A 12,141-nucleotide genomic window follows, 5' to 3' on the forward strand; every position below is an offset into this window, starting at 1 on the left:
GCTGGTGGCGAACCTGGGACCATCCCCACGGGTGCGGGGAGCAGTTGCATGGCGAACGTCTGAGCGGGAGGGGGTTGGGACCATCCCCACGGGTGCGGGGAGCAGCTGCGCCGGACCGGCCATTTGGTGAGCAGCATGGGACCATCCCCACGGGTGCGGGGAGCAGCCCGCTGTGGCCGCACGAGATCCCCCTCCGCAGGGACCATCCCCACGGGTGCGGGGAGAAGGGCCTGGGTCTGGATGTGGGCGCCCGCCCGGAGGGACCATCGGGTGCGGGGAGCAGATGGCCTCGCCGTTCTTCCGGCCGGCCTCCGTGGGACCATCCCCACGGGTGCGGGGAGCAGACTGAATGACCTGCGGTTTTACGGGCGCTGGGGGCAGTTTCCGAGCACTTTCTCCGACTTCGATAAATGAGACAAAAGCTCATTGATGTGCATCAGCCTCTCCCAAAGCGTCGGCGTTTGGCGGCCCTCCTCCAGCCGGATGGTGGCCCGTTCTGAGGAGCCGGCCCGGCGGAGGTCGCGTTTCACGCCGTGTTCGCCGACCCAGCAGACTGCCGCTCCGGTCTCGCCCAGCACGCTCATGGCCTGGTGGGTGACGCGTGTGCCGGGGCCGAGAAGGAGGGTGCCGATGGTCGCCGAGGGGATGTGGGTGGTGCCTTCGGCGTCCTGGGCGGTGATGGCGTTGGCGTCGCGGTGGACCGTGCAGCGTTCTAGGTAGACGAAGGAGAGGCGTTCGTCGGTGCGGGTGAGCTGGCGGGGGGCCAGTGCCGGGCGCTGGGAGGGTGTGCTCATGGCGTTTTCGGTGTGGGATGGGTGAAGGGGGCGAGGGTGAGGAGGCCGCAGCCGTAGGCGCGGGCCCGGCCTACGCCCTGGGTGAGAGTGCGGCGCAGGGCGTCGGGGTCGGTGATCTCCAGTCGGCCTTCGAAGGTGACGGTGACGACGGTGACCGGCTTGTCCCGGCGGTCGCCCGCCCTGCGGGTCTTGTCGAAGGCGAGGGGCCGTGTGTCTCGTATGGCCAGTTCGTAGCGGTCGCCGGGGTGGGGGCGCTTTTGGTGGGTGGTGCCCTCGGGCAGGAGCCGGCGGTCGGACGGTTTCTCACAGATGCGGAAGCCGAGGCGTTCTTGGCGTTTTTCGTCGAGCATCCAGCCCATCTGGTGGATGGGGGTGAGATGGGCGGTGATCTTGCGGGGTTCGCCTTCTTTGCGGCGGATGGTGTGTACGGGGTTCGCGGTCAGGCGGAATGCCCAGCGGTCACCGGCGGCCAGCCGGTCAAGGAGCGGAGCGTAGGAACGGGTCTGCCAGCCTGGATTCTCGGGGCCGGCGACGGCGGGCCATCCGGCCTGCTCGACCAGGTGGGTCAGGTCGGGACGGTCGGGGCTGACGATGTACAGCAGTACCTCGGCGCGGGCTTGCTGGTCCAGGCGCCACAACACGCGCGGTGCGCCGTGCTGCGGGGTGTCGGAGGGCAGGATGTGCGGGAAGGACGACATGACGGCCGCGTGCATGGCCTGAGGTGAGGACAGCAGGCGGCGGACGCCGTGCCGCGCGGTGTTGACGCGGAAGCGGGTGATGAACATCAGACGCTGTCATCCTCCAGGACATCGAGGGCGGCGAACGGGTCGTGCGTCTCCCTGGGGCCGCTGCCGGCCGGGACGGGGGTGGGCACGACGGTGGTGGCGACGGTGCGCAGTGCGTGCCGCCGGTGTGCGGCGTCGAAGCTGACCGGCTGGTCGCGCTGGACGTCTGCCGCTGTGACGGGCTCGCCGGGGGCTGTCTCGCGGAGCACGGTCAGGGTGCGCGGGTTGGGGTGGCGCCTGCGGTACCAGGCGGATGCCTGCCAGGGCACGCGCGCCAGTACGTCCTCCAGACGGGCGTCCTCGTACAGTCCGAGGCCGACCGGTTCGGTGGGCGGGCAAGAGCGGCGTCCGAGGTAGGGCGGGTACACCGGGCTGCGCAGGGCGCCATGCAGGCTGGTGAGCAGGGAGTGGTCGCCTTCGAGTGCGGCCACGAAGACGGCGTCGGCGAGGTAAAAGCGTTCGGACAGGGGCATAGAGGCGCCGGTGACGCCGTGGTGGGCGGTGTGGAAGTCCCGGATGCGGGTGCCAGGCTGGTCAACGCGGACGCCGAAGCGGAGCGCCGCCAGAGGGGCCAGGCGCGAGTCGTCGCCGCGTTCGATGCCGGCAGCCGCGGCGAGCAGGCCGACGACGCCGCTCTTGGTCGGGGCCGATTCGGTGGTGCGGCGGGTGAAGCGGGAGGTGGCGCCCCAGGACTGCAGGGGGCCCGCCAGGCGGAGGGCGAAAACGCCCGTGCGGCTCACGCGGGCTTCTCCAGGCGCTCGGCGACGGCCTGGGCGACGGCGGCCGTGAGTTCGCGCTGGGTGCCGGTCTCGGTGCCGAGCTCGGCGAGCTTGCCCGTGGCGGAGCCGACACGCAGGACCCAGGTGCGGGTGGTCTCGGGGTCACCGTAGGCGCGCTCGACATCTGCGGCGTAAGCGGCGAGCCGGTCGGCGGCCTCGCGCAGGTGGCCGCCACCATCGCTGCGGACCGGGTCCTCGAAGGCGGCGACGTAGCTGATCGGCCGGGTGGCGCGGAGCCTGACGATGACCGCGTCGGGCTGGGTGTGATGCCCGAAGGTGTTGATCTTCCCGGTGGGCAGGGAGGAGACGAAGGCCTGGACGAACGCGTCGACGGCGCGCCGTACCGGCTCGGTGCGCGGTTCGTCCTCGCGCAGGCCCTGGCCGAGGTTGGCGGCGAGCTGGTGCACGCCGAGCGCGGCGTAGCGGTACAGGGTCGCGGAGTTGAAGTCGACGGTGCCGATCATTCCGGCGCCGGTCTCCTCGTCTGTGTTCTCGTCGTCGACGGCGGTGTAGTAGTCGGACTCGGTGTCCACCCGGTGGACGCTGAGGGCGTGCCCGACCTGCACGGCGGCGTCGACGTTGATGTCGGCCACGTCGGCGACCATGCGGCCGAACAGGGCGATGTCCACGGAGTGCCGGGTGTCCGCGAGTTCCTTGGCGCGCGCCTTGTTCTCCTTGGCCTTCAAGAAGGCCGTGATGTCTGCTGCGCCTTCGAGGGCAAGGCGGGCCAGGCCGTCGAGCTGCCGGGAGCTGAGGAAGACCAGGTACTTGCTTTCCGGAGCAGGGGCAGGGCCTGCTTCCTTCTTCGCCTGATCGGCTTTCCGCTTGGGGACTTCCGTCTTGATGCCCGCGGCCTTGATGACCTCGTCGGCGAGCGTGAGCGCCGTCTCCTGTGCGACGCACGCATCCAGGCCGGTGATCCGGTCGGCCAGGAGCTCCACGACCTTCTTGGTCCGCACGCCCAGCTCGGCGGGATCGAGGAGATGCTCGTCCTTGAAGTAGGTGCGGATGGCCCGCTTCCACGCCTGGCTGGAGACACGCGCGCGGGGGACCCCGCCGTAGACGGCCGTCTTGGGCGAGCCCGTGTCGTCCCGGTTCAGATTGCTGGGCGGGACGGTCTGCAGAGCGTGTACGTCCAGGAAGATACGGTTCACAAGGCGTCCTTATTCGCTGTCCGAGGTGGTGTTCTCGTCCGAGGCCGGCTGGGTCTGTCGCTGTTCGTGGAAGGAGCGACCCCACGCGCGGCGGACTGTGACGGGCCCGTCGGGCCACTGCCAGACGTAGAGCTGGCCGGCCAGGAGGGCGTAGTCGAGCGGGATGTCGTCGCGGCGCAGCAAGGCGACGATGTCGCGCAGCCGCTGTGCGACCGTGACGAGGTCGGGGGCGGTGCCCGCACGGACCAGACGCTTGCGGGCGGGCTCGTCGGTGCCGTCGGCCGGCATCAGACGCCGGACGGCCGCGCCCAGGCCGCCCGGCCGTTCCCGGGAGTGCCGGCGGTGCATGGGCGTGCCGCGGGACTGCTGGTGGAAGGCCCACAGGGTGCAGGCGGCGTGCAGTGCGTTCTCGGCGCGCACCAGCTCCCGCTCGCTCAAGGGCCGGGTGCTGTCGGCCCGGGTGTGCAGCGGATCGGTGTCGATCAGGCTCCACAGATCGGGAGTCTGGCCCGCCTCACAGCCCGCACCGCGGCGCAGGCGGGCCAAGGCGGCCACGGCCTGGGGCCTGTCCTGGAGGTATCCCTGCTGCCAGTGGCCGATGAGGGTGGCTGCGAGGTCAGCGACCCGCCGCTGGACCGGGACCGCGACGGGTACAGCCGCTGGGGATACGGGCGTTGCGGGGGTCATGCGTGCACCTCCAGGGCGGTCGCGGCGTGATCGGTTTCCGGCAGCAGGTCGGCGGACCCCGGCCGGGGCGGCCCGTCGTCCGGGGCGGTGGCGCTTCCGCCGTGGCCCGCAGAGCGGGGAGAGCCGGGGTCCCCGAGCGCTCGGGACAGTCGCCCCCGGAACCACACGTCGGCCAGGCCCGTGTTCAGCCAGAGGGTGGTGCCGCCCTTGTCGCCGGTGTGGATCCGCCCCTGCCAGGCCGCGTCGCCCGCGCCGGCGATGAGGCCGTCCCCGAGACGGCCCACCGTCTGCCGTACCAGACGCTGCCAGGTCTCACGGTGCTCGAACGGGTCGTCAACCTCCGCCAGTTCGGACAGCCAGCCGCGGTACGGGTGGTCCAGCGCGTCGAACCCCTCGGCACGGGCTGCGGCCTTCGGCCCTTCCTGCTCGGCGCCGCTCGCCCGGGCCAGGTCGCCCGCGAGGTCCCCCAGGGCCCGCACCGCCCGATCGGCGTCCTCGGCCGCGGCGATGGCCTGCCGGGCGTACGTGGGGTCCTGCCCGTGGAGCAGAACGACCGGCATGACCAAGCGGTCGTCGACGACCTCGTCGATCACGGACTGCTGGGTCCCGTATCTGACCCCGGCCACCCGGGCTCGGACAAGGAAACGTCGGGGAAGGTGGCCCTCGGTCACCAGACGGGCGACCCAGTCCAGGATCCGCGGCCGCAGACGCGACGGCCCGCCGGCGCCGCCGGTCTCCTCCAGCCGGTCGGCCAGGAGCGCGGCGATCCCCCGCCAGGCCGAGCGGGCCGGGTCATGCTCTAGAGGCAGGTATACGGGTGACTGCCCCAGCTTCTTCTCCTGCGCGGGGCTGCGCCGCCACCCGGTCATCGGTTCACCACGGTGCATGTTCCGCCAGGCGAGCGGGTCTCCGTAGCCCAGGACGACACCGTGGACGCCGTCCGCATCATGGTGCAACCGCACCCGGCGCGACTGCCAGGTGTACAGGTCGCGCGGGCCGCTCGCACCGCGGCCGTCGGACCCCGGCCCGCACGGCTCACGGCGCCAGGCCGGCCGGTCATCGGCGCAGAAGTCGAGAGCTTCGGTGTCCGCCGCCACCAGATTGAGCAGCAGCGTCTCGCGCAGCGTCGCACCCTCCACGAAGACGCCGCCGAGCCCGCCCGCCCAGCCGGTACCCAGCGGATACACCTTGCCGCCCTTGACCCGGTCGTCGCCCACCATGCCGGTCTTGATGCCGGAGGTGTCGTAGGCGTGGACGTGGACGACCCAGCGCGCGGCCTCGGCGAAGGACAGCCGTTCCACGTCCGGCATCCGCGCGGTGAAGAACGGCTCCCCCGCGGGCACGTCGGCCACGATCCGGTTCAGGGAGAACACCTCGTCCTTCGCGGTACGCAGCCCGGCGGTCTGCAGGAACGGCGTGAGCGGGTGCAGCAGGTCGAACCGCTCGCAATGCTCCTCCAAGTAGGCCTGGACGGGGGCGAAGCAATCGGGGTCCTCCCACAGCTCCGCCCACTCCTCAATGCTGCCGGGGCCGTCCAGGGCGTCGTGCGCGATGGCCAACAGCAGGCGCACCAGGGCGAACTCCCCAGTGGCCAGGTCACCCACGACACGGCGCAGATCACCGGCGTGGGCGAAGACCTCACAGAGCGATAACTCCTGCTGAGAACCGTCGCTGTGCAGCACCGGGATCCACGGCCGACGGGTCAGATCGAAGGACGGCGCCTCGCCCGCACCGGCACCGGCTAATTCAGTCGTCTGCATCCTGGGTCACCTTCAGACCGTCGTCAGGGCTGTACTGGAGCGAGAATCCTGCCAGCTGGGTCTGACAATCCTCATCGAGAGCGAGAATCAGCTGGTCGGAGAGCCAAGGGCTGTCCTTGCCCTGCCACTTGGGCATGTACAGCTGCTCCAGTTCCCGGATGGCCCGGTCCATGGTCTCGCCGGAGAACTGCATGGGGAGCCGCAGTGCACAGCTCGCCGCCGTATGGGCCGCGAACCGCGCCGGTGTGGCGTCCTGCGGCAGGGCGAGGCCGGCCCGTTGCCGCATCTTGCTGTCCGGCTTGAGCCACGGCAGGGTGACGAGACTTCCATCGCTGCGGCGCTGGACGACGACGACTTCCAGGCTGTCGCGGCTGTCGCGGACCTGGGCCCGCCCGGTGGGGGTGTCGTCCGTGTCCCCCACTCCGGCCGCGACCCAGCCGAACAGCGGACGCCCCGGTTTGCCGACGCCCCCGAGACGGAACACTGCGGCGCGCCGAGCCTGGTCGTCGCGGTGCCGCTCGAACTGTTCGCGTGCCTTCTTCATCGCGTCCTGCCAATGCTCCGGCCCGACCGGCATCTCCCCATAGGCGCTCTGCACGAGAGGGCTGATGTCCGCCGGAAGCCGCACCGGCCGACCGGACCCGCCGTCCAGGTGAGGTAGGAGCACCGCGGCCGATCGCAGCAGGGTGTACTGCCCGTACACGGCGACCGAGCCCCGCACCGGGGCGGGCACTTCCGCCGCCCAGTCGGCTCCCGTCACCAGGCAGCGCGCCCTCCGCAGCCGCTCGGGCCGCTCCCCCTGTCCCCGCCCCCGCTGGTGGCGGTGCAGGCGCCCCATGCGCTGCAGCAGCAGGTCAACAGGGCACAGGTCGCTGACCAGCAAGTCGAAATCGACATCCAACGACTGCTCGGCGACCTGGCTGGCCACCACGATGTGCCGACCCTCAGGCCGGCCATCCGTCTTCTCCGGCGGCCCGAACAGACGCAGCAGTGTGGTGTCCTTGCCGGCCCGGTCGAGGTCGACGAAGCACGAGTGGGCCACCGTCACGTTCTCGGCCCCGAACCTTGCACGCAGCGCGCGAGCCGTCTCCAGCACCCGCCTGACCGTGTTCCGGATCACCAGCGCGCACCCGCCGTCGGCCAGCTCGCTCTCCAGCCGGTCGCCAAGAACATCCAAGCCGTCGTCGAGGCGTTCCAAGCAGACCGTCGTCTTCCGGGCCGACGCCTGCGGGCGGAGGCACTGTGCGGTGCCGCCCGGAGCGGCTGCCGTCAGCAGCGGATACGCATCCGGTGCGGCCGTCTCCAGGTCGGCATCGGCCCGGCCCGAGTACGCCTCGACGAGTTCGCGTCTGCGGGAGGCCGGCAGGGTCGCGGACAGCACCACCACCGGCACCCGGTAGGCCCCCAGCCAGGACAGCACCCGGTCCAGGTACACGCTCATGTACGTGTCATAGGCGTGGGCCTCGTCGATGACGATGACCTTCCCCGCCACGGCAAGGTGCCGCAGCGCCAGGTGACGGCTCTTCAGCCCGGCGAACAGCAACTGATCGATAGTGCCCGCAACGAACGAGGCCAGCATGGCCTTCTTGTGGCCACGCAGCCAGGCATGCGCCACGAGTTCGGCAGCCGCACGGTGCGGCTCGTCATGCCGCTGCCGAGGCGCGGGCGCCCCCTCGTCCACCCCGACAGCCACGACCCGCCCCGCACGGGCCATCAGACCGGCGAAGTCCTCATTGAGAGCGGCCTTGGAATGGGCCAGATACACCGAACGGCGAGAGCCGGCCACCCCAGGCAACCGCTCCAGCCAGTCCAGCAGACGAGGGAACATGGCATTGCCGGTGGCCATGGTCGGCAGGGCGAAGAACACCCCTCCCGCGCCCGAGCGCGCCGCGAAGATCTCGGCCACTGCAAGCGCCGCTTCCGTCTTCCCCTCCCCCATCGGCGCCTCAACGATCATCAGACCGGGCGCCTCCATCTCCCGGGCGAGTTCCACGGCCGCCTCCTGGACCGGGCGTATCCGCGCTCCAGCCGGCAGCTCGAAACGCGAGGCGAACAACTCCTGCGCGCTCTGCGCTGTTCCCTCGGCACGCCAGGGTTCCGGCAGGTCCAGTCCATGCCAGGCCGCGGCGAGACGCTCCTGGTCACTGCGGGAGGCGCCATCGGGGAAGTACGGGAAGAGGTCGGGGTTGCTGGCGATCCAGTCAGAGACGATGACCAGCGCGGTGAGCAGCACCTGCACCGGCTGCGGCAGCTTCACCGCCCGCCATCCCGCCAGCCGCTGCGCCACACCGAAATGCTCAGCGCAGGCGTCGAGCAGCTCGGTCTGCATCTGCCGTCACACACGGCCGCTCGCACCACGAGTGCGCAACAGCTCCTCATGCTCGTACAGGGCGGTGATCTGCGCGTGTTCGGGCGGCACGCCGTGGTGTCCGCCCACGGCAACCGTGAATTGACCGGTCCGGGCAGGCGCCCACCCGTGCCGTTCCTCCAGCCACTCCCCCAGCAGCACCTGCCCGGCCAGCGAGTGCGGCGCGATCCGGCGGTCCGGGCCCATTGCCTTCACCGAGCGCATCTCCAGCCCGTGCCTACGCATCGTCTCGGCGAGCTGATCCACCTGGCAGGCGAACGCCGGCGTGGCCTTGCCGATGTCATGCACACCGGCAAGCCACACAGCGAGGGCACGTGCGTCCGCATCACCCTGCGGCAAGGCCTCGGCCACCAGACCGCGCGTCCCTACCGGCAGCCATCGGTCCCACAACAGGCCCGCCACCGCAGCGGCATCCTCCATGTGCCGCCACAACGGCAACCACCCATCCGTGTCCCGGTCATACTTCGCCCATACCGACCGGGCCGACCCCCCGAGCCGGCCCAACAGGCCGGAACGAGCACTCCCATCGTCGCTCATGAGCGATTGATACAGGCAGCGACCACCACCTCACACCAAAACAAGCCAACAGAAGCACCTGCAGGTAAACAGCCGTCACCGTCACGTAGGATCACCCGTTCCCCGCTCCCGTGAGAACCATCCGCGAGACCGAATGCCTCAAATAGCCGACTTGTCGGAATGCATGATAGTTACAGAAAACGTCTCTCTGCGGCGATAAACTCGCAGGTCAGCAAGTCTGCTCCCCGCACCCGCGGGGATGGTCCCTGCCCGTTCCAGGAGGCGGTGACCCCGCCGAGCTGCTCCCCGCACCCGCGGGGATGGTCCCTACGTCGGCCTGGTGGTCGATGCGACCGCCGACTGCTCCCCGCACCCGCGGGGGTGGTCCCCATCCGGCCGAATGCGGAGTCACAGTAAGCACCTGCTCCCCGCACCCGCGGGGATGGTCCCAGCGCCCGCATGCGCTGTTCCTGGGCGACGGCCTGCTCCCCGCACCCGCGGGGACGGTCCCGACGCGCCCGACCTGGACGAGAAGCCCGCCGCCTGCTCCCCGCACCCGCGGGGATGGTCCCCAGGCGGCCGGCACCGATGCCGTCCGCACCGTCTGCTCCCCGCACCCGCGGGGATGGTCCCTCCGGGTGCGGCCCGGCCCCGACCGCGCCGAGCTGCTCCCCGCACTCGCGGGGATGGTCCCGAGGCGGAGCCCGGGCTCCAGGTCGTCGATGCCTGCTCCCCGCACCCGCGGTAATGGCCCCTACCACGTCTTCGCCATCGGGGTGGACGCTGGCTGCTCCCCGCAGCCGCGGGGATGATCCCTCCGGGTCGACGTCCGCGGCCACCTCGAACGTCTGCTCCCCGCACCCGCGGGGATGGTCCCCACCGCTCCGAGACCGCCCTCGGCGTCGTCCTGCCCGCACCCGCGGGGATGACCCCGATCAGGCCTTCCCCCGCCCGTACGTGGAGGTCTGCTCCCCGCACCCGCAGGGATGCTCCCACCTGCATCCGCGGGGATGGTCCCTCGACGAGCGAGGCGAGATCCTCGCCGCCGCACTGCTCCCCGCACCCGCGGGGATGGTCCCACCCGACCTCCCTTCAGCACGCCAGCCTCGACTGCTCCTCGTGCAGGCGGGGAACGGCCCTGCAAACGGCTGCCATCCAGCATCTGCTTGTCAGGGGGTCTGCCAGGATGGCGTCATTCGCGGCAATGAGGGGTGCGAAGGTGACAAGACAGGACTTGGCCGATGCGCTAGATGCGGAGCTATGCAAGCAGTTACTGCCGGCCACTGCGATTGACGCTATCGGCTGCTGGCTGTCCCGAGATGGTTCCCGGTATGTAGCGGGCGTTGGCCGTCATGCCGTTGCGTACGTGCCAGCGCGTTGGGCGCGTATCGGACCGTGGCCAGAACGGTTCGCGGATCGGGGTCAGGAGGCTGTTGCTCTGGTCAGCCGGAGCGAAGTGGTCGCCGCAGTTCGTGATGCAGTTGAACGCGAAGCGTGGAGTGAAGCCCTTGTAGCCTCATACGTGTGGGGCCAGGGGAGAGCCGCATACGGACCCCATCGCCTGGAGGGCATTTTGGAGGACGCTGGGGTCAACACGGTGATAGAGCGAGCTGTGACAGCGCTGGGCAAAGAGGACGCAGTCGCCGCCTACAGAACTATGCGAGGAGCGGTTCGAGGCCTGGGTCCTGCGTTTTTCACCAAGCTCCTGTACTTCCTGGCTCTGGCCCTGGAAGGTTCACGCCCACCTTCTGCGCTGATTCTTGACCAACGGGTCGCGCGGGTCGTGCGAGCCCATGCAACACAGGTCGGGATCGGCATGTGCCTTCCCTCCCCTGTGGCAACGGCGGCATGGGCTTGGTCGGACGGCGGCTGGACTCCACACCGGTATGGCGTTTACCTGCGGTGGATGACTGCCGCAGCCAGCCAGCTTGTCTCGACCGGGGTCAAGTGGCCAGATTCGCTGAGCCCGGACCTGCTCGAGCTGGCGCTCTTTAGCGGAGTTTGGGATCCAACCGACTGAGACCCTGTTCTGCTCTTCGCCCTTGGGACGGCTCCCTGAAGCGGCTCCGGGGGCGACGGCACCGGCGTCTGTTCCCCGCGTCGTCGGGGATGGCCCGGCGGCGCTGGCCTGGGCAAGGTGGTGCCCCGGCTGCTCCCCGCACCCGCGGGGATGGTCCCGACATCCTCAAGGCCCGCGCCGAACGCGAACGCTGCTCCCCGCACCCGCGGGGACGGTCCCGCAGCGGGTACTGCCCCGGGCGGGTCTGTCCCTGCTCCCCGCACCCGCGGGGATGGTCCCGCAGCGGGTACTGCCCCGGGGGGTCTGTCCCTGCTCCCTGCACCCGCGGGGATGGTCCCCACGTTTTCCGTGACGCCGGAGAGCGGCACGACTGCTCCCCGCACCCGCGGGGATGGTCCCACACGCGGATCAGGTAGGTGGCGATGGAGGACCTGCTCCCTGCACCCGGATGGCCCCCTGGCAACCCTCGTCCACGTGACGGACGCCGCTGCTCCCCGCACCTGCGGGGATGGTCCCTTCGGCATCGCGCACGGCGTGGCCGGACCGCTCTGCTCCCCGCACCCGCGGGGATGGTCCCTTGCTGTACATCGGGCCCTCGACGACGCCCCTCTGCTCCCCGCACCGGCGGGGATGGTCCCGTCATCACGGACGGCCGTAAGGCCGCCCTGGACTGCTCGCCGCACCCGCGGGGATGGTCCCTACCGGATGAGCGACGGTGACCGCCAGGCGGTCTGCTCCCGGGACCCGCGGGGTTGGTCCCTCGGCGCCGTCGAGGATCTGGCCGTTGTGGTGCTGTTCCCCGCACCCGCGGCGATGGTCCCCTCTCGGAGGTCGTGGTTCGTGCCGAGGACACCTGCTCCCCGCACCCGCGGGAATGGTCCTGTCGGCATCGCGCACGGCGTGGCCGGACCGCTCTGCTCCCCCGCACCCGCGGGGATGGTCTCGGCCCTGCGTGTCCTCCGACGGCCGCAGCGTCTGCTCCCCGCACCCGCGGGGGATGGTCCCACCATGGCGAACATGCCGAACTGCTTCGCCTCCTGCTTCCCGCACCCGCGGGGATGGTCGCTAGCACGGCTACCCGGACGCGACTCCGGTCGCGTGCTTCCCGCGCGCGGGGATGATCCCACGGCTGTCTGGGCGCCGGGCCATCGCGCTGCTCCCCGCATCCACGGGGATGGTCCCCAGGAGATCCGCGACCAGTTCAACAGCATGTTCTGCTCCTCGCACGCGCGGGGATGGCCCCGACGTGAAGGACGGCATCCGTTCGGTGTCGATCTG

General features: G+C 70.7%; 7 protein-coding genes and 2 pseudogenes. 1 reads left to right on the forward strand and 8 read right to left on the reverse strand.

The genetic code is table 11. The features are described 5' to 3' along the window. Window positions 1-524: 524 nt before the first annotated feature. The 8 genes and pseudogenes from IE308_RS00180 to IE308_RS37555 form a co-directional block, all read right to left on the reverse strand. Window positions 525-794: pseudogene (locus IE308_RS00180) on the reverse strand (type I-E CRISPR-associated endonuclease Cas1e); the annotation flags it as partial. Further along, window positions 791-1,579 (reverse strand): type I-E CRISPR-associated protein Cas6/Cse3/CasE, encoded by a 789-nt coding sequence (cas6e, locus tag IE308_RS00185; RefSeq protein WP_190216029.1) that lies wholly within the window; start codon window positions 1,577-1,579, stop codon window positions 791-793. The gene cas6e and the pseudogene IE308_RS00180, both read right to left, overlap by 4 nt. Continuing rightward, the gene (cas5e, locus tag IE308_RS00190) at window positions 1,579-2,319 is read right to left on the reverse strand and encodes a type I-E CRISPR-associated protein Cas5/CasD (protein ID WP_190216030.1); all 741 of its coding nucleotides are present in this window, start codon (window positions 2,317-2,319) and stop codon (window positions 1,579-1,581) included. Before cas5e ends, cas6e begins: the two co-directional genes overlap by 1 nt. Then, on the reverse strand, window positions 2,316-3,512 hold the full coding sequence (cas7e, locus tag IE308_RS00195) for a type I-E CRISPR-associated protein Cas7/Cse4/CasC (protein ID WP_190216031.1): 1,197 nt from the start codon (window positions 3,510-3,512) through the stop codon (window positions 2,316-2,318). The genes cas5e and cas7e overlap by 4 nt, the downstream gene beginning before the upstream one ends. A gap of 9 nt (window positions 3,513-3,521) precedes the next feature. After that, window positions 3,522-4,199 (reverse strand): type I-E CRISPR-associated protein Cse2/CasB, encoded by a 678-nt coding sequence (gene casB / locus IE308_RS00200; protein WP_190216032.1) that lies wholly within the window; start codon window positions 4,197-4,199, stop codon window positions 3,522-3,524. Further along, window positions 4,196-5,959: a type I-E CRISPR-associated protein Cse1/CasA gene (casA, locus tag IE308_RS00205; RefSeq protein WP_190216033.1), complete on the reverse strand. Its 1,764-nt coding sequence runs from the start codon at window positions 5,957-5,959 to the stop codon at window positions 4,196-4,198. Before casA ends, casB begins: the two co-directional genes overlap by 4 nt. Beyond that, window positions 5,946-7,934: a CRISPR-associated helicase Cas3' gene (gene cas3 / locus IE308_RS00210; RefSeq protein ID WP_444545353.1), complete on the reverse strand. Its 1,989-nt coding sequence runs from the start codon at window positions 7,932-7,934 to the stop codon at window positions 5,946-5,948. The genes casA and cas3 overlap by 14 nt, the downstream gene beginning before the upstream one ends. Window positions 7,935-8,192: 258 nt before the next feature. Next, a pseudogene (locus tag IE308_RS37555) lies at window positions 8,193-8,864 on the reverse strand (CRISPR-associated endonuclease Cas3''); the annotation flags it as partial. 1,183 nt (window positions 8,865-10,047) lie between these two features. Here IE308_RS37555 and IE308_RS37385 point away from each other — a divergent pair. Then, window positions 10,048-10,863 (forward strand): 8-oxoguanine DNA glycosylase OGG fold protein, encoded by an 816-nt coding sequence (locus tag IE308_RS37385; protein ID WP_373314475.1) that lies wholly within the window; start codon window positions 10,048-10,050, stop codon window positions 10,861-10,863. Window positions 10,864-12,141 lie beyond the last annotated feature (1,278 nt).

The organism is Streptomyces griseosporeus (assembly GCF_014656055.1).
Taxonomy (GTDB): Bacteria; Actinomycetota; Actinomycetes; order Streptomycetales; family Streptomycetaceae; genus Streptomyces; species Streptomyces griseosporeus.

Bases quoted from the DNA above. Each gene is read 5' to 3' on its own strand.
- cas6e (WP_190216029.1), bottom strand. From the start codon at position 1,579: ATGTTCATCACCCGCTTCCGCGTCAACACCGCGCGGCACGGCGTCCGC.
- casB (WP_190216032.1), bottom strand. From the start codon at position 4,199: ATGACCCCCGCAACGCCCGTATCCCCAGCGGCTGTACCCGTCGCGGTC.
- casA (WP_190216033.1), bottom strand. From the start codon at position 5,959: ATGCAGACGACTGAATTAGCCGGTGCCGGTGCGGGCGAGGCGCCGTCC.
- cas3 (WP_444545353.1), bottom strand. From the start codon at position 7,934: ATGGAGGCGCCCGGTCTGATGATCGTTGAGGCGCCGATGGGGGAGGGG.
- IE308_RS37385 (WP_373314475.1), top strand. From the start codon at position 10,048: ATGAGGGGTGCGAAGGTGACAAGACAGGACTTGGCCGATGCGCTAGAT.